The organism is Chloroflexota bacterium, from assembly GCA_013152435.1.
GTDB lineage: Bacteria > Chloroflexota > Anaerolineae > DUEN01 > DUEN01 > DUEN01.
In genome coordinates, this window is the sequence record JAADGJ010000142.1 from 1 (window position 1) to 20309 (window position 20309).

Consider the following 20309-nt stretch of genomic DNA (forward strand, 5'->3'; position numbering starts at 1 on the left):
TTTTTCCGAACGAACCACGAGCAGCGGCAGCTCCCATGCTGCCGCAGGCCAAGAGCGTGCCTGAGAATTTAAGGGGGAGGTGTGGAGGGGAGGTCCCCTCCACGGAAAACCCACTTTTCCGGCCTGCACCTGCCTTTCTCGGCCCTTTCCGAAGGGCCCAGGCCGAGAAGGGCAGGTCGAAGGCGGAAGAAGGGCCTTTTTCCGAACGAACCACGAGCAGCGGCAGCTCCCATGCTGCCGCAGGCCAAGAGCGTGCCTGAGAATTTAAGGGGGAGGTGTGGAGGGGACGCCTCAAACAGCTTCTCCATAGGACGGGAGGGGAAACGGAGAACATGAATCTCCTGTGGCTTTCCGTGATGATCCTGGCCCTCGCCGTGGGCCTGTTCCTGATCAGCCTGCGGTGGATCAACAAATGGATACGGGAGGATTTCCAGCGCAGACAGCAGACGACCGAACAGGTGGAGAAGGTGCTGGCATGGGCAGAACAGGGACGCCAGGAAAGCCTGCAGGGACTGGACCTGCGGGGTGCTGACCTGCGGGGCGCCGACCTGGGGCCAATCGACGTGACCGAGCCCGGAGCAGACCTCAGCTACAGCGACCTGCGCAAGGCTAACCTTCGCAGCGTGAACCTGAGGAATACGAACCTCCAGGGGGCGAACCTGGAGCGGGCCAACCTGCGAAGGGCGAACCTGAAGGGGGCAAACCTGCGAGAGGCCAACCTGCGACACGCTGATCTGACATCCGCCAACCTGCGGGATGCGGACCTATCGGACGCTCAACTGAAAGGCGCCGACCTGTGGCTGGCCAGCTACAACAGCAAGACCCGCTGGCCGGACGGTTTCAAGCCGCCGGTCGAGGCCATCCACATGGAGGAGGAGTGACCACGGAACCAGACACCTCATCCGCTACTTGCCGTCCCCCGCCTCCGCCAGCCATCGCACAGCCTCCGAGATGATCGCCTCCGGCGGGGTTTTGGACAGATCAAACCAGCGGATGCGGGGGTCATCCGGCCGGAACCACGTCTGCTGCTGGCGGACGAATCGGCGGGTCCTGCGCTTGATCTCCCGTACCGCCTCCTCCAACGTCATCTCGCCGGCCAGATACTGGCAGATCTGCCGATACCCCAGCCCGGTCATGGCAGGCAACTCCGGCCCATACCCTCGCGCCAGCAACGAACGCACCTCGTCCACCAACCCGGCCGCCATCATGGCGTCCACCCGGGCATCGATGCGGGCATAGAGCTCCCGGCGCGGCCGGGTCAACCCCAGCCGCAGGATCCGATATGGAGGCGGGCTGGCCTGCTGAAGCTCGCTGATCGGCCGTCCAGCGATCAGGCAGACCTCCAGCGCCCGAATCACGCGGCGCACGTTACGCGGGTCGATGCGCGCCGCCGCCACCGGATCGAGGGCGGCCAGCCGGGCATGCAACGCCTCCGGTCCCTGCTCAGCCGCCTCCGCCTCCAGCCGGGCCCGCAACTCCGGATCAGGGGGCACCTCCGGAATGCGCAACCCCTCCAGCACGGCACGCACATACAGCCCCGTGCCACCGACCAGAAGGGGCACCCGCCCGCGGCGATGGATCTCCTCGATGGCCGCGTAGGCCAGGCGCTGATACTGCGCCAACGTCAATGTCTGGTCGGGATCCACCACATCGAGCAGGTGATGCGGCACGCGGGCGCGTTCATCAGGGGTCGGCTTGGCCGTGCCGATGTCCATGTACCGGTAGATCTGGCGAGAATCGGCCGAGACCACCTCGCCGTTCACCGCCTCCGCCAGATCCAGCGAGAGCGCCGTCTTGCCGACGGCGGTAGGTCCCACGATCGCGATCAGCGGCGGCCGGGTCTCCATAGGTCACCCCTCGATCGCCCCGGGCAGATGTGTGATGCGCAACAGCCGCCCGCCCCTGTCCAGTTCAATCGCCACCACATCGATCCGCCACGGCCCCTCCCAGCCGATCTCGGCCACATACATCTGAGCCAGCTGGATCAGGCGAGCCTGCTTGGTCGGCGTGATGGATTCCTCGGGCGTGCCGTAGGTGCGCCCCCGTCGCGTCCGCACCTCCACGATGGCCAGGGTGTCGCCATCCCGGGCGATCAAATCGATCTCCCCCTGAGCGCATCGCCAGTTGCGCGCCACGATGGTCAGGCCACGCCGGGCCAGCTCCCGAGCCGCCAGGGATTCGCCGGTATCCCCCAGGCCACGACGGACGCTCGTCACTCCCAGACCTCCCCCAGCAGCCCCTCCAGATCCCGCAGCGGCCGGAAGCTCATCCGGTGTTCGGGGCAGGGTCCCAGCCCTCGCAGGGCCTCCCGGTGGGCCGCCGTGCCATATCCCTTGTGTCTTGCGAAGCCATAGCCGGGGTATTGAGCATCCAGATCGATCAGGATGTGATCCCGGGTCACCTTGGCGACGATGGATGCCGCCGCGATGGAGAGCGACAGGGCGTCCCCCCGGACCAGCGATTGCTGAGGGATGTTCACCCGAGACAGCCGCAGGGCATCGATCAGCAGGTAGTCGGGCCTCGGGGAGAGCACGTCGATCGCCTCATACATGGCGCGCCGCGTCGCCGGAACGATCCCGATCTGGTCGATCACCCTGGGAGGAACGATCCCCACGCCGATGCCCAACGCGATCTCCCGAATCCGGGGAAGCAGGTCCTCCCGCCGCGCGGGCGTGAGCTTCTTCGAATCGTGCACGACGCCCAACAGGGCGGAGCACGCCCGGGGATCCGAGGGCAGGATAACGGCGGCGGCGACGACGGGGCCCGCCCAGGCGCCCCGCCCGGCCTCGTCCAGCCCCGCCACATACCGATACCCCGAAGCCCATAACGAGGTCTCCCGCTGCAGGGAGGCCCACCCCTCCGATCGATCCACGATCCCCCCACAAACGACGAGAGCGCAGGATCACTGCGCTCTCCCCTAGATCTCACACATCCCCGACGCGACGAATCATCACCCCGTCGGCACGAACACCGCTCGATTATGACTTTTCCGGAGTCGGACGACGAACTTCCTTCAACCGAGCCTTCTTCCCACGCCGCTCCCGGAGGAAATAAAGCCTCGCCCGGCGCACCTTACCGTGGCGCAGGACCTCCACTTTCTCCACACGCGGCGAATGGAAGAAGAACGTTCGCTCCACACCGACGCCATGGGATGCGATCCGACGTACGGTGAAATTCGAGTTCACGCCCCCCTCACGGATGCGGATCACCACGCCCTGAAACACCTGGACGCGCTCTCGATTCCCCTCCACGATCCGATGGTGCACTCGCACAGTATCACCCGGGCGCAGTTCCGGAATGTTCGGATTCGGCTCTGGGCGCTCAAGGAATTGCATTAACGTGCTCATCGCTACCACCCTTCAGATAAGATGCACAATCATGGTCGCCTTCACATCACAAGCTGAAAGTATAGCATAGCCGCCCTCCGGCGGCAAATCAAACGCCCGACGAGGGAACGCGCACCAGAACTCCCCCGAGCTCCACCGTTAATGAGAGGCGTATACGCCATCCCGCAGGATGATCGGCATCCAACGCCACCTCCCCAGCGCCCTCTGCATGACATCGTGAATGTATGTGTTCTCATACTCACCGGATAGCAGATGCGACCACGGCCCCAGAGCGGTGGTCGGCACGTTCACGCCGGTGTGCCCCCTCGTGGTCCAGCTGACGTAGAACGGCGTCCCATCGGGCATGGAAAACGGCCCTTGCTCGCCCGACGTCAGATCCACGCTCATGCCCCCGGTTTCGTGATCGGCGGTGACGATGATCAGGGTGTTCGGGGCGCTCGCTGCATAGGTCTTGGCGACGGTGACCGCCTCATCCAGCCCGATGACGTCCGTAATCGTATCGGCAGCGCGATTGGCATGGCTGGCCCAATCGATCTGCCCGCCCTCGACCATCAGGAAGAACCCGTCAGGGTCTCGGGAGAGGATCTCGATGGCCTTCCGGGTCATGTCGGCCAGTGAGGGCGAGAAGGGGCGAACCATGCCCTCATCGGCGAAGAGCCCCAACAGGCGTGAGGTCGACGCCGGGTCCACGGCGGCGAAGGAGGTCGCATCGCACACGTAGACATATCCCGCCGCGACCGCCTCCGTGATCAGGTTCCGCCCATCGGTCCGCTCACCCGGCTGTGGATAGCACCCGGTGGCCGTCGTGGGCAGGAACTCGTCCTCGCCGCCCCCCAGCAACACGTCCACCTTGGCCGCTATCATCTGCCGTGCGATCTCCTGCATCTCCTGCCGGCTCTGCACATGGGCGACGAAGGCGGCGGGCGTGGCATGTGCTATCTGGGTGGTAGTCACCAACCCGACGGCCATACCCCTGGCCTGGGCGCGCTCCAGGATGGTCACCAGCGGATCACCCGCCGGGCTCACGGCGATCATGCCGTTGTTGGTCTTCACGCCCGTGGCCAGCGCGGTGGCCGCCGCGGCCGAGTCGGTGACGGCGTTATCCGCCGAGGCGGTACGCGCCCAACCCCCAAACGGCATGGCCTCCATGGATAACCGCCCCGATTGGCCCTTCGCCGACCAACGACCGGCGATCCGCTGCGCCTCTCCCATGCCATCGCCGATGAACAGGATCACGGCGTGTGCCCGCCCCTGCGCCGGGCTTCCGTCCGGATCTATCCCATATAAGAGCGATAGAGGGACATCATCCGCCTCGGCCCGCCCATAAGCCATACCGCTTCCAACGATCATCACCAGGCAAAGGATCATGAGGATCCGGCCACTTACATACGCAACTCGACCGATCATCGTCTCCATCTCCATCTCGTGATGTCAACAGCTGTAACCAGATCAGAACACGCGTCCACACTGTGGAGCGAGGCATGCCTCGTCTCCACTGGCTGTCAAGAACTGAGAGCGTGTCTGAGCAATAGCATTGCTTCTGCTATGGGGAGGTCCGGAGGGGTAGAGCCCCTCCGAAAAAAGCCCTTCCTCCGCCTTCGACCTGCCCAAGCCTCGGCCTGGACCCTCCGGAAAGAGCCGAGAAAGGCAGGTGCAGGCCGGAAAAGTGGGTTTTCCGTGAAGGGAAGGGCCCCTCCACACCTCCCCTGTGGAGCTGGTGACTGAGGGAGGTCCTCAGCCACCCGACCGGTAAATTTCAGACACGCCTTGAGAGAGGGGGAGACTGTAGAGGATATCAATATAGCATGCGGGATCATCCCCGTCAAACGGTGTAGACGAGAGGGCGGGAGCCATGATACAATAGAGCTACGGACCTTTCTCGTCCGTGTGCCCAGGGGTCTCAGCGGATCGTGAGACGGAAATCGCCTCACGCTAGGATAAGGAGATGCCATCATGGGGATGAGCCCACGAGAGCGAGTGCTGACGGCCTTGAATCGAGAGGAGCCGGACAGAGTCCCCTACTGCGAGCTGGGGATCGACCGGGCTCTGGCACAGAAACTGCTGGGATGGAAGGAGCCTACCAGCCAGGCGGCCAATCTGGAAGCCAACACCTACAGCGTGGACGAGGCGAAGGCTATCGCCATCTACCTCCACCTGGACAACATCTCCTACGTGCTACGCGCCCCCGTCTACGCCCGCAAGCTCCCCGGCAAGGACGGGCGGCTGTTCTACGGCGAGGGCATGATCAAAACCGAGGACGATCTGGAGCGACTACACCTCCCGGACCCACACGATGACGCGCTGTACGCCGAGGCGGAGGTCTTCGTCCAACAGAAGGGGGACTTCGCCGCCTGCCTGATCACCCGCATCGGCATCTTCCCCACCATGCTCAGCATCGGAATGGAGAACTTCTGCGTGGCCCTGTACGAGAACCGATCCTTCGTCGAGGCCGTCCTCGACCGCTATTGCGACTGGACAGCCGTCGTCGTCGAGCGGATCTGCCAGATGGGCTTCGATATCCTCATCTCCACCGACGACATGGCGTTCAAAAGCGCCCCCTTTTTCTCGCCCCAGGTCTTCCACGACCTGGTCCTGCCCCGCTATCGCAAAATAGCGGAGAAGGTCACGATCCCCTGGATCATCCACAGCGACGGCAACATCCTCCCCTTCCTGGACGACCTGCTCAGCCTGGGCATCGCCGGGCTCCATCCCATCGAAAAGGGGGCCATGGACATCCGAGCGCTGAAACGGGAATATGGCGATCGCCTCTGCCTGCTGGGGAACGTGGATCTGAACATCCTGGGAATGGGGACGCCGGAAGATGTGGATCGGGAGGTGCGGGAGCTGATCCGTGATGTGGCGCCAGGCGGGGGATACATCGTGACCAGCGGGAACAGCCTGGCGGGCTACCTGCGCCCAGAGAACGTCCGGGCCCTGTCCAGAGCGGTCCAGAAATACGGGCGCTACCCCATCGCCGTCTGAGGCCGGGCCCTCTGAGAGGGTCGGGCAACCCGCCATCCGGTCAGGTTTCCTCGTCCTCCTCCGCCCGATCCGGGGCAAAGGGACCATGATACCCCAGCGAGGCCAGGAAACGGCGGTCCTCGGGCGTCAGCCGGGCGCGAGCCAGCAGATCGGGCCGCCGCTCCAGCGTTCGCCGCAGCGCCTGCTCCCGCCGCCAGCGGGCGATCTCCGCGTGATTCCCGGATAGCAGTACATCGGGCACCCGCCAGCCGCGAAACTCCACCGGGCGGGTGTAATGCGGCCCCTCCAATAGGCCCATGGCATGGGAGTCCTGCAACGGCGCCATGGCATGCCCCAGCGCCCCGGGCAACAGCCGGGTCACCGCGTCGACGATCACCATGGCCGGGATCTCCCCGCCGGACAGCACATAATCCCCAATGGAGATCTCATCCGTGACCAGGTGCTCGCGCACGCGCTCGTCCACCCCCTCGTATCGGCCGCAGATCAGGATCAGGCGCCGATGCCGGGCCAGCTCCATAGCCACCTGTTGGGTGAACAGACGCCCCTGAGGGGTCAGCAGGATGATCGGAGGCGGCTCCCCCTCCGGGGGTTCCTCCGCCAGCACATGCTCCACGCAGGCGAAGATGGGCTCCGGCTTCATCACCATGCCCCCCCCGCCGCCGTAGGGATAATCATCGGTCACGTGGTGCTTGTCGGTGGCGAAGTCCCGGATATTGTGCAGGTGGATGGAGATCAGCCCTGACTCCCGGGCACGTTTGATGATGCTGTCATCGAACGGGCCACAGAACATGCCCGGGAACAGGGTCAGGATGTCAAAGCGCATGCCCTCTGCCCTCCCTCAATATGAATGCCGATGCGTTTGCCCCTGGTGTGCCCCTATGTTATGATGCCCCGCGCCCACGCAAGGGCGACACGTTCGCGATAAGGAGGCGGCGAGCACTCGCCTCGCCCAATGAACGATACGATGCATACACGAAGTCACAGGCAACGGCTGCCCATCCTCATCACCATCGGCCTGATCGCCATCGCCGGCCTCATCCTGGGTGCCCTCCACCTGGGACTTCTCCCCGGCGTCATCGCCTGGGCCAACGAGCGGGCCGCCCGCACGGCCACATTGTACACGCCATCGCCCATCCCACCAACCGCCGAGCCGACAGCTGTGGGGGAGGTCACGCCATCTCCCACCCCTTCCCCAACGCCCACAGTCACACCTTCGCCCACACCGCCGCCGACGACGCCACCCGACACGGCGACGCCTGAACAGCCCGAGTCAGGTCACGCCCTCTCGCCCCTGAACACGCCGACACCCACTCCCCCGGGCGCCACCGCCGAGCCGGGAAGCACGCCTACGCTGGTGCCCGGCCGGGTCTGGCCCTCCCCCGATCCCGCCCAGGCGCAGGACCACTACTGGCTGGAGCGTCCCATCGGCCCCGGTGGACAGATCTACGCCAACGCCTGGTACCCTTATGGGACGGACGCCCGCGGCCAGTACCTGCCGCATCACGGCGCCGACATCGTGAATGAGGAGGGCACGCCCGTGCTGGCCGTCGCCGAGGCCGAGGTCGTCATCGCAGGTACCGACGCCGAGCAGGTCGTGGGACCTGAGCCCAACTTCTACGGCAACCTCATCGTCCTCCGGCTGCTGCGCACCTACCACGACCAGCCCGTCTTCGTCCTGTATGGGCATCTCTCCGAGGTCGACGTGCAACCGGGGGAGATCGTGCAGCCGGGCCAGCCCATCGGCCGCGTCGGGATGACGGGCATCGCCCTGGGCCCCCACCTGCACATCGAGGTGCGCGTCGGGCAGAATGACTACGCGCACACCCGCAACCCCGAGCTCTGGCTTAAGCCATCACCCGGCTACGGCACCCTGGCCGGGCGCCTCGTCAACGCGGAAGGCCGCACCTGGGCCAACGTCCCCATCCTGATCTACCAGGCGCCCAACTTCGACCGCATCTGGCAGCAGGTGTACACCTACCTTGACCTGCCCGACATCCACCCGGACGACGATTGGGGCGAAAACTTCATGCTGGCCGATATGCCCGTCGGTCAGTATCGCATCGAGACCCAGATCAACGGCCACCTCTACCAGCGAGACGTGGAGATCCAGGACGGCCAGACCACCTTCGTCGTGATTCAAACGACCGACTAACGACGGGCCCACCCCGGCCCGAACCAGCGCATCCGTAAGTCGTCCAGGACGCCCTCCTCCTCCAGAGCGGTCAGCGCCTCGTTGACGGCCGACAACAGCGCACGCGCCCGGGCGGGGGTCACGATGACATACGGCGCCGATGACAATGGCTCCCCCACGATCTCCAGCGGATCGCCACGGCCGATCGCCAGAGCGGCGGTGACCCCGTCCACCAATGCCGCATCCGCCTGCCCGTCCACCACGGCACCCACGGCCAGATCCGGGCTCTCCAGCGGCACCAGGGACAGATCCCCCAGCCGGCGAGCCAGGGCCCGCGCCTGCACATCCCCCTCCGAGCCCCACTCCACGGCCACCCGGCGGCCGCGCAGGTCCTCCAGATCGGTGATCCCGCTCCCCGCCCGGGCGATGAGCACCACCCCCGCCTCGAAGTAGGGGATGGAATACCCCACATCCTGCGCGTAATGGGGCTGCAGCGGATATGCGGACACCACGCTATCCGCCTGATCCGCCCACACGCTGTCCAGCAGGCCATCGAACCCGACCAGTTCAAATCGGACGTCCACCCCCCACCGGGCGGCGATCGCCCGGGCCAGATCGATGTCAAACCCGGTCAGCGCCCCATCCGGACCGACGGACTCGAAGGGGGGAAAGCTGGGATCGACCGCGACGCGCCATACCCCCGTGTCCAGGATGCGGCGCCAGCGCTCATCCTGGCGGGGATAGGCCATCCACCACACCACGACAGCCAGCGCCACCCCCAGGGCGAACAGCACCCCCCATTTCCACCGACGGGCGCTCATGGGGCCTCCCCCTGCGCGTAACGCTGCACGGCCAGGTAGACCGGCCGCGGCGTGAAGTCGGTGGAGACGAAAGCAAAGTAATCCAGGTAGGTGTGCGTGGGCCAGGGGAAGCGAAAAGCCCACAGACACACCGCCTCCACCCAGGGCCACTCCTCGGCCGCCTTTTGGTACGCCCGCACGGTATAGGCCACCCGCTGAGCCGGGCGCACGGCCTTGCTCCACCGAGGGTGGTCGTTCCATCCCCCCTCGGTGATGTAGATCGGCTTCTCCGCATCCCCGTTGCGCACCATGATCTCTCGCAACAGCTCCACCCGGGCGAAGTTGATCACATCCGGGGCGGCGGGCTCATCGGGGGGGAAATGCCACCCGTAGCTATGGGCAGCCAGGGCGTCGAAATAGGCGGCGGCGCCCGCGTCGTACATGCGCTGCAGGTACTCCAGATCATCCATCGCCTCCGGGTGGCCGGGAGGGGCCAGCGTGGGCGCCAGCGCCCCGGCCAACACCTGCACCTCCGGATCGACCGCCTTGGCCCGCGTGTAGGCCACCCGCAGCAGCTCCGTATACCCCGCCGGGTCGGGGGGCCGCTTCCCCCACTCCAGGCTGAGGTTGGGCTCGTTCCAGATGATGATATGACGCACACGCCCTTTGAAGTGCGCCACGAAGGCGGCCACGAAGTCGCCGAACGCGTCGTACCCCTCGGGGTCCAGGTAACTGGAGACGGTATCGCGAGGCCTGGCCCACTCCGGCACATACCCCAGGCGGGCGATCACCGTCAGGCCCTGTGCCCGCGCGTGATCCACCACCAGGTCGGGATGGGACCAGTCAAAGCGCCCCGGCGAGGGCTCATAGTAAGCCCAGGGGAAGTACTCGACGATCCAGGGTGCCCCCATCTCCCGCACCATCTGCAGCGTCCGCTTGATCTTCCAGGGCTCCACCTCATCGGTCAGCCGGGTATGGACGCCGATCTTGGGGTTGATGGTGTGCACCTCCTGCGGCGGCCCGATGGTGACGAGCGGACGCGGGGGTGTTCCCAGAAAGGCCAGGATCACGGCCAGCCACATCCCTCGCCAGACCCATGGCCAGGCCACGCGGAATCGATGGATCATGGCGGGATTATACCCGGCGGGCGAGATCGTGACAACACCCGATCTGACGCCCGCCCGGGCGTAACGACGGCAACCCCTTCTGCTGCGGCAAACGGCTCTGAGCGCAGCTTGCGTCGTCTCACTACTTTCGGTTACAATTGTGGCGAACCGCGCCGACACGGTTGAAGGGGGACGCATGATCCATACCTGGGCCAACATCGCCCTGATCTTTCTCATCATCCTGTCCATGATCGTCTGGCTGGTGCCTCTGGTGCTGCTCTTCTTCAGCGTGAAGGGGATGCGCAAGGTGCGCCAGGGGATGGACGACCTCATGCCTCGGGCTCAGCAGCGCGCCCGCCAGGCAGCGGAGACCGTCCACACCGGCAGCCAGAAGGTGATCCGCCCCCTGGTCTGGGCGCACGCCCGATGGGCTGGCCTGCAGGCGGCCTTCCGGGCGCTGAAGAATCCCTCACCGCCACTCACCACTCGTGACGATAACGAGGTGCAATCGTGAGCCATCGTACACGCGGCATCATCATCGGCGCCCTGTCCGGCGCACTACTCGGCATCCTGATCGCCTGGATCTACACGAACTCCCAGACGGAGAACGAGACAGGGGAGGGGCAAGGTTCCGCCGAGATCGCCCCCGTCGACTGGATCCGCCTTGGGATCGCCATCCTGGGCGTGGCCCGACAGATGGGCGATCTGGTGAGGCGGGCGTAGCCTCGCCCCCAGCAACCGCCGCCTCCGGGGCCATCTCCCAGGCGATACGAAGGGACACCCCACCGCAAGCAACTCCCCACCATGCCGTGAAGCTTCCCCAACGCGCTCCCACCGCCCCCTGGAGCCACGCGTGGCCCTGCGCACATCGCCCCATCTGACACTCCCGACACATGGAAACGAACGGGCCAGGCGATCGCCCGGCCGGGCGGCGGCGTGAGAGCCGACACAAGCCGGCCGAGCTCCCACGCTCGGCCGGGCAACAACGTGGGAGCCACCGCAGCCGGAGGCGGATCATCACGGAGGAGATATGCCCAACCGACTCGCACACGAGACCAGCCCCTACCTGCTCCAACATGCGGAGAACCCGGTGGACTGGTATCCCTGGGGGCAGGAGGCCCTGCAAAAGGCCAGGGCCGAGGACAAGCCCATCTTCCTCAGCATCGGCTACTCGGCCTGCCACTGGTGCCACGTGATGGCGCATGAATCGTTCGAGGACGAGCGCACAGCGGCCATCCTGAACGAACACTTCGTCAGCATCAAAGTGGACCGTGAGGAGCGCCCGGACATCGACCGCATCTACATGAGCGCCGTGCAGGCGATGACCGGGCACGGCGGCTGGCCCCTTTCCGTCTTCCTCACGCCCGACGGCGTGCCCTTTTACGGTGGAACCTATTTTCCGCCCACGCCCCGGCATGGGCTGCCGGCCTTCTCCGACGTGCTGCTGGCCATCGCCGATGCCTGGCGAAGCCGCCGTCAGGAGCTCATCGAGGGCGGGCAACGCGTCGTCGCGGCGATCGAACGCTCGCTTTCGGGCCATCAGGAGGCATCAGGTCGGGACGTCTCCCCTCTCGCGCTGCAGGCCGCCTTCCACGCCATCCAGCGAGACTTCGATCGAGAGCACGGCGGCTGGGGCGACGCGCCCAAGTTCCCTCAGCCGATGACATTGGAGTTCCTGCTGCGATACCATCACAGGACCCGTGAACCGGACGCGCTCCACATGGCCACCTACACGCTGGAGCGGATGGCGCGCGGCGGCCTGTACGACCAGATCGGCGGTGGATTCCACCGGTACTGCGTGGATGCCACGTGGACCGTGCCCCACTTCGAGAAGATGCTCTACGACAACGCTCAACTGGCACGCATCTACCTGCACGCCTGGCAGGTGACCGGAGAGCCATTCCTCCGCACCATCGCCCAGGAGACCCTGGATTACGTCGCCCGGGAGATGGCCGACCCGGCAGGCGGCTTCTACGCCTCTCAGGACGCTGACAGTGAGGGAGAGGAGGGGAAGTTCTTCCTATGGACGCCGGCCGAGATCCGGGCCACGCTGGGCGATGAGGCGCAGACGTTCATGGCCGCCTATGGGGTCACCGAGCGCGGCAATTTCGAGGGCAAGACGATCCTCACCTTCCGTGGGGATTGGACCGATCGGGAGGCGTTGGCCGGGGCTCGAAGGCAACTCTTCGAGGCCAGGGAGCGTCGGGTGCCCCCCGGACGAGACGAGAAGGTGCTCACCTCCTGGAACGGCCTCATGCTGGCGAGCTTCGCCGAGGCCGCCCGAGTGCTCCACCGCCCGGACTATCGGCAGATCGCCGAGCGCAACGCGCGGTTCCTGCTGACGGAGCTTCGTCGCCCGGACGGCCGGCTGTGGCACGTCTGGGCGGCAGGCGAGGCCAGGGTGAATGGATATCTGGATGACTACACGCATCTCATCGACGGGCTGCTGGAACTCTACCAGACCACCTTCGACCCACGCTGGTATCAGGCCGCCCATGAACTGGCGCAGACGATGATCGAACACTTCCGCGCCCCCGTCGGCTTCTTCGACACCAGCGACGACCACGAGCAGTTGATCGTCCGCACCCGGGAGCTACAGAACGGCGCCATCCCCTCCGGGAACGCCATGGCCGCCTACGGGCTCCTGCGGCTGGCCGGATTGGCCGTGGAGCCATCCTATCTGGATCTGGCCCGGGATAGCCTGGCGGAGACGGAGCCGATGATGGTCCGGTATCCTTTGGCGTTCAGTCAGTGGTTGATCGCGCTGGACTACATGCTGGCTCCCCCTCGGGAGATCGCCATCGTGGGCGATCTCAACGCGCCCGACACCCGCGCGCTGTTGGAGGCCACCACCAAAGGGTATCGCCCGCACCAGATGATCGCCGCAGGCCGCGCCGACGTTGAGGGCGCCGCGATCCCCATGCTCCAGGGTCGCCCGCAGGTCCATGGACGGGCCACGGCGTACGTATGCACCGAGTTCACCTGTCTGCCCCCTATCACCTCCCCGGAAGCGCTGGAGGAAACTTTGGCGAAACCTTGAATCGAGCGTACAATTATCTATTGTAAGTTGCAAGAGGGGTGCCATCGCTGCATCCCATATCGAATGAGGATGGGAAGGGATCTAATGGGAAAGGACGAAGAACAAACGGACTCCGTGACGATCGTGATCTTCGGAGCGTCAGGAGATCTGACGCAACGCAAACTCATTCCGGCCCTGCACAGCCTGGCCTGCGAAGGGCTTTTGCCGCCCAATACGCACGTCATCGGCATCGCGCGCAGCGCCCTATCCAGCGATAGCTTCCACGACCGCCTGTATCACGGCGTGATGGAATATGCCCGGCTCAAACCCAACGTCTGCGAGCTCTGGCCACACTTCGCCCGGCGCATCACATACCTGCGCGGGCAGTACGACGATCCGGAGACTTATCGCCAGTTGGCGGAACAACTGGCACGCATCCGAGCCGAATCCGATGGAAACCATCATCAACTTTTCTACCTGGCGACGCCGCCGGCCCTCTACACGACCATCATCGAGCACATCGGGCAGGCGGAACTGAACCAGAACCCGGCCGGCTGGACGCGCGTGATCATCGAGAAGCCGTTCGGGCACGACCTGGAGAGCGCCCGCCAGCTCAACAAGCAGCTCCACGCCGTCTTCCGGGAGGAGCAGATCTACCGGATCGACCACTATCTGGGCAAGGAGACCGTCCAGAACATCCTGACCTTCCGCTTTGCCAACGCGATCTTCGAGCCGCTGTGGAACCGCAACTATGTGGATCATGTGCAGATCACCATGGCGGAGAGCGTGGGCGTGGGACAACGGGCCGGGTACTATGACCAGGCCGGCGTGCTGCGCGACATGTTCCAAAATCACATGCTCCAGCTCCTCACGCTGACGGCGATCGAGCCCCCGGTGATCTTCGACGCCAAGGCTCTGCGGGATGAGAAGGTCAAGGTGCTGCGCGCCGTGCGCCCTATCCGGCCCACCGACGTGGTGTGGGGGCAGTACCGGGGATATCGTGAGGAGCCCGGCGTGGCCCCCGATTCGCACACGCCCACCTACGCGGCGCTGAAGCTCCACGTGGACAACTGGCGCTGGCAGGGCGTGCCGTTCTACCTGCGCTCGGGCAAGCGGCTGGCGGAGAAGGCGACCGAGATCACGCTGCAGTTCAAACACGTGCCTCATCTGCTCTTCCCCGAGAACACCCACATGGTCCCCAACAGCCTGGCCCTCCGCATCCAGCCCAACGAGGGGATGCGCCTTCGCTTCGAGACGAAGGTGCCCGGGGCGGGGATGCGGGTGGTGCCCGTGGACATGGATTTCAGCTACCGGGACCAGTTCGACGTCCAGGCGCTGCCGGAGGCCTATGAGCGGCTTCTGTTGGACGCTATCCAGGGAGACGCCTCCCTGTTCACCCGCGGCGATGAGATCGAGCTGGCATGGGCCCTGATGGACCCGCTCCTGAAATGGTGGGAGGGGCAGGAGACACCCCCGCTGGTCCTGTACGATCCAGGAAGCTGGGGGCCCTCCGAGGCTGACGAGTTCATCGCCCGTGACGGCCGCACATGGCTGCACGACTGCCAGCCCTGTCCGGCGATCTCCCCCACCCACCCGGCCGGCAACGGCAGACGTGAAGTCCCGGTCATGGACCGGGCACCCTGATCGCACAATCGACTGAGCGGGCCCGTTCCCGCTCACCTGGATGGAAAGCGCTTCCGGCTCCGCCCCCTCCCTACCACGCCAAGAGCCGGATGCTCGCGAGGAGGAAAGCATGTTGCAAACAGGAGACCTGGCGCCGGAGTTCACCTTGATCGCCGACGACGGGCAGGAGGTCCGCCTGGCCGACTTTCGAGGCCAAAAGGTGGTGCTCTACTTCTACCCCAAGGCCAACACGCCCGGATGCACCCGGCAGGCGTGCGCTGTCCGTGATGCTTACCCGACCATCGACGCGGAGGGCGTCGTGGTGATCGGCATCAGCCCCGACCCGCCTGAACGGCTGGCGAAGTTCCGGGAGAAGCACAATCTGCCCTTTGTCTTGCTCTCGGATCCCGACCACCAAGTGGCGGAGGCATACGGCGCCTGGGGCGAGAAGAAGATGTTCGGCCGGACCACCATGGGGATCATCCGCAGCCACTTCGCCATCGATGAGGAAGGACGCCTGATCGAGGCCCGGTACAAGGTCAAGCCGGAGATGACGGCCGAGTTGGCACGTCGCCTGGCCTCTTAGCGGCCCACCGAGCGAGATATGACCGATCCATTTCCGATCCACCAATCGACCAAATCGCCCGCATGGGCTCGTAGAGGGGTAAATTGAACGGCCACGGAGAAACCTCTTTCCTGTCCCTTTTGATCGTGATCTTGCTGGCGGCCGCGGTGCCGATGATCACCACCCAGATGAAGCGTATCCGCATCCCCATCGTGGTCGGAGAGATCACCGCGGGCATCATCGTCGGCAAGAGCGGATTGAACCTAGTGAGCGACGACCCCTGGCTGGCCCTCCTCTCGACGTTGGGGTTCAGCTATCTGATGTTCCTCTCCGGCCTGGAGATCGACTTCAGCGCCCTGATCGGCCGAAGGGGACAGCCACTCCCGAACGGACGGAGTCGGCTCCGCTCCCCCACCACGCTGGCGTTCATCAGCTTCCTGTTCACGCTGGCGGCGGCCCTGGTGCTGTCCACGGGCCTGTACAAGGCCGACCTGGTCCGGGATCCCATCCTGATGGCGCTGATCCTCTCGACCACCTCCCTGGGCATCGTGGTGCCCACGCTCAAGGAGCGTCGTGAGCTGCGCACCCGATACGGCCAGACCCTGCTGGTGGCCGCCCTCCTGGCAGATTTCGCCACCATGCTGCTCATCAGCATCTACGTCATCTTCCACACCAACGGGCTGACGCCGGAGATGCTGGCCGTCCTGATCCTGCTGGGAGCGTTTTTCACGGTATACCGGATCATCCTCATCGCCCAGAGGCATTCCCCTCTGGAGGAGGCCTACCGACGCGTCTCATCGGCCGTCAGCCATCTACAGGCGCGCGGCGCCTTCGCCATGGGGCTGGCCTTCATCGCCCTGGCCGAGCAGCTCGGCGTGGAGGTCATCCTGGGGGCATTCCTGGGAGGGGCGCTGATCGCCCTGCTCAGCAACGGGGACGAGGGCGAATCCTCCTTGCGAGAGCAGCTTGATGTGATGGGATACGGCTTCTTCATCCCCATCTTCTTCATCATGGTCGGCGTCCAGTTCGACCTGCGGGCCCTGCTCTCCTCCAGCCAGACGATGCTGTTGGCCCCGCTGTTGATCGCCATGGCCTACGCCATCAAGCTGATCCCATCCCTGATCTTCCGGCTCACGTACGGGTGGCGCCAGACGCTGGGAGCCGGGCTTCTGCTCTCGTCCCGGCTCAGCCTCATCATCGCGGCGGCGGCCATCGGTCTGGACCTGGGCGCCATCGACCCGGCGGTGAACTCCGCCATCATCCTGCTGGCCATCGTGACGTGCACGATCTCCCCATCCCTGTTCAACCGCATCGTGCCACCCCAGCCCCCGCCCAGGGAGCAACAGATCGTCGTCGTCGGCGGCAATCGTGAGGCGCTCCTCCTGGTGAAACGGCTAGCGGAGGCCGACGACCCGGTGATCCTGGCCCTCCCGCCTGGCACATCGCCCCCGGACCAGGTCCCGCAGGGGGTGACCACAGCGTCGCTCAACGAGATCTCTCCCGCGGCCCTGCGTGCCATCGGCGCCCATCAGGCGAAGACCCTGGTCGCCCTCCTGGAGGACGATGCGGCCAATTTGCGGCTATGCCAGATCGCCAAGACGACCTTCGGCATCCGCAACGTCGTGGCCCGGGTGCTGGATTCGGCCAACGTGGAGGCGTACGCCGCCATTGGGGCGCACCCGGTGACCACCACCGACTCGGAAGTCACGGTCCTGGAGAACCTGGCGAGCCATCCCAACGTGTTCACCCTGCTCGCCGAGGGCAAGGCCGGGCAGGAGGTCGTCGAGGTCGAGATGACCAACCCCGCCCTGGATGGCGTGCCCCTGCATATGCTGCGGCTTCCAGGGCACGCGCTGATCATGGTGATCCAGCGGGGCGGCCGGCTGATCGTCCCCTGGCGAGAGACGCGGCTGGCCCTGCACGACGTGGTATCCGTCCTGGCCTCTCCCGATGAAGCCGACGAGATCCAGGCCATGTTCACCCGCCATACCGCGTGAGGCCACGAGCCCCCGCCGGCGGAGAGAGGAGGGTTCCCATGCCCCGAGAGCAGATCGACGCCCTGTTGGCCGAAATCCGGACGCTGCGAGAGCGCACCCTGGCCGAACTGAGCGACATGGATGAGGAGGAATTCGCCTATCCCACCGAGATGAAGCGCTGGGACGATATCCGTCGCGTCCTGCTCCGCTTTGGTGATCACATGCGCGAGCACGCCACCCAGGTGGCGGGGACGCGAGATCAGGTGCAACGCGGGCCGACGATGCCCCAGCGCATTCTGGCGGAGGCCGAGATCGCATGGGGCAGGCTCCTGGCGGCCACCGTCGGTCTGACAGACGAGGACCTCGACCGGGAGCCCCCGGACGGCGGGTGGACGATCCGACAGGTTTTGGAACACGTGCGGGCCACCGAGGGACAATACCTGAACGCGATCCGTGCCGCCCGTCAGGCCCATGAGGAGCGAGGCGGGTAAAGGCCCGCACGCGCTTCCGGCCGGGAGATAGCCGGGGCGCCCCCCGGAGCCAGAAGAGGGTTCACGAGCGGTGACCGAGATCCTGATCGACGGAGACAACCTGGCCGGCTGGCTGGCCAAAGGGGGATACATCCGCCATCGCCGGGACGATGAGGGGATGATCCGCCTGATCCGACGATGGCAGCGAGATGCGCTGGCCAAAGACCGGGACCACTGGGTGACCTTGGTGCTGGATCCCAGGCCCGGGCGGGATTACTCCAGTCATCAGGATCAGATCTGGGTGACCACGGCGCAGGATGGGGGCACGGCCGATGGCCTCCTGCTGGACATGATCGAGGAGGACTTGGTCATGGGGCGCCCTCTCTACGACGCGCTGGTGGTCACCTCGGACCGAGACCTCAGCGATCAGCTCAAAACGCTGGGCGTGCGCGTCATCTCGGTGCCGAGGTTCGCCCGGCGCCTCCTGCGGGGCCTGCCCATGCCATCGGAGAAGCCTCCGCCGGGCGCCCCGGGATTCGAAGACGTGGAACGGGAGCTCCTGGCCAGGGCTATGCGGCCCCGTCGGCGGAGGCGTCCCCCCGTGGACGTGGCCGCCCTGCGAGATGCCGTCAGACGCCTCGCCTCCCCGACGGCCAACGAGCGAATCGAGGCCGTCCGCCGCCTGGGCGCCATGACTGATCGCCGCTCCGTCATGGCGCTGATGCACGCCCTCATGGACCCCAACGCCCGGGTGCGAGCGGAGGCCGCCCGCGGCCTTGGCCGCCTGGGCTACCGCCGCCTCGCCCGCGCCGCCCTGATCCAGCGACTGGAGGACACCGATGCAGGCGTGCGTGCCGCCGCAGCCACGGCGCTTGGCACGCTGACGGATTCTTGGGCCATCCCCGCGCTGCGGCATCTGGCCGAGACGGACGGCACGGCCCAGGTGCGACGCGCCGCCTGGGAGGCGTTACGCCGCATCAGCGAGGCCCAGGGGCCGGAGGCTTTCTTCGGGTGAGCGACGCAGCGCAAAGGGTATAAAGGCTTTGTTGCGCCCTTTGCGTCCCATCAACATCTGGAGATTGGAGATTGGCAAATGGACCCCGTACGTTTCGCCATCGTCGGTTGTGGTGTGATCGGGCGATCGCATGCCCGGTTCCTGCAGAGCGTGCCGGACGCGCAGCTGGTCGCCGTGGCGGACGTCATCCCCGAGCGCGCCCGTGAGCTCGCCGAATCCTTCGGGTGCGACTGGCACGGGAGCGTGGAGGAATTACTGCGACGGGACGACATCGAGGTGGTCAATGTGTGCACCATCAGCGGAGCCCACGCGGACGTCGCCATCCCCGCCCTGGAGGCGGGCAAACATGTGGTCGTGGAGAAGCCGCTGGAGACCACCGTCGAACGGTGCAATCAGATCATCGAGGCCGCCGAGCGAGCCAACCGCAAGCTGGCGACCATCTACCAGTACCGATTTGAGGTCCCATACCGCAAGATGCGGGCGGCCGCGCAGCAGGGCAAGCTGGGGCGGCTGACCACGGGCGACATGTACATGAAGATCTACCGGAGCCAGGGGTACTACGACGCCGGCGGCTGGCGCGGCACGTGGAAGTATGACGGTGGCGGCGCGCTCATGAACCAGGGGATCCACTTCGTCGATCAGATCCAGTGGATCATGGGCGGGGTGGCCGCCGTCAAGGCCTACACGGGCACGCTGGCCCATCGCATCGAGACGGAGGATACCGCGGTGGCGGCCGTCCGCTTCCGCAACGAAGCGCTGGGGGTGATCGAGGCGACGACGACGGCGTTCCCCGGGCTATGGAGCCGCCTGGAGATCACCGGAGATCGGGGGGCTATCGCGCTGGAAAACGGCCAGTTCCGGGTCATGTACTGGGCGGAGACGGACGAGGAGCTGGATGTGGGGCACTATGGGCTGCGCCTGGACCTGAGCGCCGAGCCATCACGAGATATCGACCTCGGCGATGAGGAGGAGGGCGTGCCCGGGCATGTGCTCCAGTTGCGGGACATGGTCGCCGCCGTGCGGGAGGATCGCCCGCCAGCCGTGGACGGCTATGCCGGACGCGAGGCCGTGGCCATCATCACCGCCATCTACCGCTCGGCCGAGACGGGCGAGGAAGTGGCCATCGAGTTCTGAGTCGGACGCACAGCGCTTTCGAGCAGACAAGGAGGCCTTTTTCCCTGGTCATGACACTGGAGGAACAGGCAGAGGCGCTGTTAGAGACCCGATGTGGTATAATTTGAGCATGACTCGAGAGCTCGAGCGGATAAGGAGGTA

General features: G+C 65.7%; 20 protein-coding genes. 12 read left to right on the forward strand and 8 right to left on the reverse strand.

Annotated features, from left to right (window positions below):
* Positions 1–332: 332 nt before the first annotated feature.
* Positions 333–881 carry a pentapeptide repeat-containing protein gene (locus GXP39_19345; protein NOZ30191.1) on the forward strand — a complete coding sequence of 183 codons (549 nt, stop codon included), beginning with the start codon at positions 333–335 and terminating at the stop codon, positions 879–881.
* 24 nt (positions 882–905) lie between these two features.
* Here the strand turns inward: GXP39_19345 and miaA are convergent, their stop codons facing one another.
* The 5 genes from miaA to GXP39_19370 form a co-directional block, all read right to left on the reverse strand.
* A complete protein-coding gene (gene miaA / locus GXP39_19350; GenBank protein ID NOZ30192.1) occupies positions 906–1847 on the reverse strand; it encodes a tRNA (adenosine(37)-N6)-dimethylallyltransferase MiaA in 942 nt (313 codons plus the stop codon).
* Between the two features lie 3 nt (positions 1848–1850).
* A complete protein-coding gene (locus GXP39_19355) occupies positions 1851–2216 on the reverse strand; it encodes a YraN family protein (protein NOZ30193.1) in 366 nt (121 codons plus the stop codon).
* Positions 2213–2872, reverse strand: coding sequence for a ribonuclease HII (locus GXP39_19360; protein NOZ30194.1), 660 nt, complete (start codon positions 2870–2872; stop codon positions 2213–2215). Before GXP39_19360 ends, GXP39_19355 begins: the two co-directional genes overlap by 4 nt.
* A gap of 106 nt (positions 2873–2978) precedes the next feature.
* The gene (gene rplS, locus GXP39_19365) at positions 2979–3347 is read right to left on the reverse strand and encodes a 50S ribosomal protein L19 (protein ID NOZ30195.1); all 369 of its coding nucleotides are present in this window, start codon (positions 3345–3347) and stop codon (positions 2979–2981) included.
* A 138-nt stretch (positions 3348–3485) separates the two neighbouring features.
* Complete coding sequence (locus tag GXP39_19370) at positions 3486–4754, reverse strand: alkaline phosphatase (protein ID NOZ30196.1); 1269 nt, start codon at positions 4752–4754, stop codon at positions 3486–3488.
* A gap of 546 nt (positions 4755–5300) precedes the next feature.
* On the opposite strand from GXP39_19370, the gene GXP39_19375 reads away from it, so the two are divergent.
* Positions 5301–6329, forward strand: a complete 1029-nt coding sequence (locus GXP39_19375) for a hypothetical protein (protein NOZ30197.1) — start codon at positions 5301–5303, stop codon at positions 6327–6329.
* A 40-nt stretch (positions 6330–6369) separates the two neighbouring features.
* On the opposite strand, the gene trmD is transcribed toward GXP39_19375, so the two are convergent.
* A complete protein-coding gene (trmD, locus tag GXP39_19380) occupies positions 6370–7152 on the reverse strand; it encodes a tRNA (guanosine(37)-N1)-methyltransferase TrmD (protein ID NOZ30198.1) in 783 nt (260 codons plus the stop codon).
* A gap of 141 nt (positions 7153–7293) precedes the next feature.
* On the opposite strand from trmD, the gene GXP39_19385 reads away from it, so the two are divergent.
* Positions 7294–8481, forward strand: coding sequence for a M23 family metallopeptidase (locus GXP39_19385; protein ID NOZ30199.1), 1188 nt, complete (start codon positions 7294–7296; stop codon positions 8479–8481).
* Here GXP39_19385 and GXP39_19390 read toward each other — a convergent pair.
* A complete protein-coding gene (locus tag GXP39_19390; GenBank protein NOZ30200.1) occupies positions 8478–9281 on the reverse strand; it encodes an amino acid ABC transporter substrate-binding protein in 804 nt (267 codons plus the stop codon). The genes GXP39_19385 and GXP39_19390 overlap by 4 nt on opposite strands.
* On the reverse strand, positions 9278–10387 hold the full coding sequence (locus GXP39_19395; protein ID NOZ30201.1) for a hypothetical protein: 1110 nt from the start codon (positions 10385–10387) through the stop codon (positions 9278–9280). Before GXP39_19395 ends, GXP39_19390 begins: the two co-directional genes overlap by 4 nt.
* Before the next feature lie 175 nt (positions 10388–10562).
* On the opposite strand from GXP39_19395, the gene GXP39_19400 reads away from it, so the two are divergent.
* From GXP39_19400 to GXP39_19440, 9 genes are all read left to right on the forward strand, one after another.
* Positions 10563–10880: a hypothetical protein gene (locus GXP39_19400; GenBank protein NOZ30202.1), complete on the forward strand. Its 318-nt coding sequence runs from the start codon at positions 10563–10565 to the stop codon at positions 10878–10880.
* Positions 10877–11089 (forward strand): hypothetical protein, encoded by a 213-nt coding sequence (locus GXP39_19405; GenBank protein ID NOZ30203.1) that lies wholly within the window; start codon positions 10877–10879, stop codon positions 11087–11089. Before GXP39_19400 ends, GXP39_19405 begins: the two co-directional genes overlap by 4 nt.
* A 307-nt stretch (positions 11090–11396) precedes the next feature.
* Positions 11397–13406, forward strand: coding sequence for a thioredoxin domain-containing protein (locus tag GXP39_19410; protein NOZ30204.1), 2010 nt, complete (start codon positions 11397–11399; stop codon positions 13404–13406).
* A gap of 84 nt (positions 13407–13490) precedes the next feature.
* Positions 13491–15029 carry a glucose-6-phosphate dehydrogenase gene (gene zwf, locus GXP39_19415; GenBank protein ID NOZ30205.1) on the forward strand — a complete coding sequence of 513 codons (1539 nt, stop codon included), beginning with the start codon at positions 13491–13493 and terminating at the stop codon, positions 15027–15029.
* A 109-nt stretch (positions 15030–15138) separates the two neighbouring features.
* Entirely contained in the window at positions 15139–15594 is a 456-nt protein-coding gene (bcp, locus tag GXP39_19420) for a thioredoxin-dependent thiol peroxidase (GenBank protein NOZ30206.1), read from the forward strand.
* 83 nt (positions 15595–15677) lie between these two features.
* Positions 15678–17570, forward strand: coding sequence for a hypothetical protein (locus GXP39_19425; GenBank protein ID NOZ30207.1), 1893 nt, complete (start codon positions 15678–15680; stop codon positions 17568–17570).
* A 38-nt stretch (positions 17571–17608) separates the two neighbouring features.
* The gene (locus GXP39_19430) at positions 17609–18040 is read left to right on the forward strand and encodes a DinB family protein (GenBank protein NOZ30208.1); all 432 of its coding nucleotides are present in this window, start codon (positions 17609–17611) and stop codon (positions 18038–18040) included.
* A gap of 70 nt (positions 18041–18110) precedes the next feature.
* Positions 18111–19034 carry a HEAT repeat domain-containing protein gene (locus GXP39_19435; GenBank protein NOZ30209.1) on the forward strand — a complete coding sequence of 308 codons (924 nt, stop codon included), beginning with the start codon at positions 18111–18113 and terminating at the stop codon, positions 19032–19034.
* Between the two features lie 78 nt (positions 19035–19112).
* A complete protein-coding gene (locus tag GXP39_19440; GenBank protein ID NOZ30210.1) occupies positions 19113–20168 on the forward strand; it encodes a Gfo/Idh/MocA family oxidoreductase in 1056 nt (351 codons plus the stop codon).
* The last annotated feature ends 141 nt before the right edge of the window (positions 20169–20309 follow it).

What these genes read in the sequence shown, in the direction of transcription:
- GXP39_19395 (NOZ30201.1), bottom strand. Translation starts at nt 10,387, where the DNA reads ATGATCCATCGATTCCGCGTGGCCTGGCCATGGGTCTGGCGAGGGATG.
- GXP39_19440 (NOZ30210.1), top strand. Translation starts at nt 19,113, where the DNA reads ATGGACCCCGTACGTTTCGCCATCGTCGGTTGTGGTGTGATCGGGCGA.
- miaA (NOZ30192.1), bottom strand. Translation starts at nt 1,847, where the DNA reads ATGGAGACCCGGCCGCCGCTGATCGCGATCGTGGGACCTACCGCCGTC.
- GXP39_19430 (NOZ30208.1), top strand. Translation starts at nt 17,609, where the DNA reads ATGCCCCGAGAGCAGATCGACGCCCTGTTGGCCGAAATCCGGACGCTG.
- GXP39_19370 (NOZ30196.1), bottom strand. Translation starts at nt 4,754, where the DNA reads ATGATCGGTCGAGTTGCGTATGTAAGTGGCCGGATCCTCATGATCCTT.
- zwf (NOZ30205.1), top strand. Translation starts at nt 13,491, where the DNA reads ATGGGAAAGGACGAAGAACAAACGGACTCCGTGACGATCGTGATCTTC.
- GXP39_19375 (NOZ30197.1), top strand. Translation starts at nt 5,301, where the DNA reads ATGGGGATGAGCCCACGAGAGCGAGTGCTGACGGCCTTGAATCGAGAG.
- GXP39_19385 (NOZ30199.1), top strand. Translation starts at nt 7,294, where the DNA reads ATGCATACACGAAGTCACAGGCAACGGCTGCCCATCCTCATCACCATC.
- GXP39_19390 (NOZ30200.1), bottom strand. Translation starts at nt 9,281, where the DNA reads ATGAGCGCCCGTCGGTGGAAATGGGGGGTGCTGTTCGCCCTGGGGGTG.
- bcp (NOZ30206.1), top strand. Translation starts at nt 15,139, where the DNA reads ATGTTGCAAACAGGAGACCTGGCGCCGGAGTTCACCTTGATCGCCGAC.
- trmD (NOZ30198.1), bottom strand. Translation starts at nt 7,152, where the DNA reads ATGCGCTTTGACATCCTGACCCTGTTCCCGGGCATGTTCTGTGGCCCG.
- GXP39_19410 (NOZ30204.1), top strand. Translation starts at nt 11,397, where the DNA reads ATGCCCAACCGACTCGCACACGAGACCAGCCCCTACCTGCTCCAACAT.
- GXP39_19345 (NOZ30191.1), top strand. Translation starts at nt 333, where the DNA reads ATGAATCTCCTGTGGCTTTCCGTGATGATCCTGGCCCTCGCCGTGGGC.
- GXP39_19400 (NOZ30202.1), top strand. Translation starts at nt 10,563, where the DNA reads ATGATCCATACCTGGGCCAACATCGCCCTGATCTTTCTCATCATCCTG.
- rplS (NOZ30195.1), bottom strand. Translation starts at nt 3,347, where the DNA reads ATGAGCACGTTAATGCAATTCCTTGAGCGCCCAGAGCCGAATCCGAAC.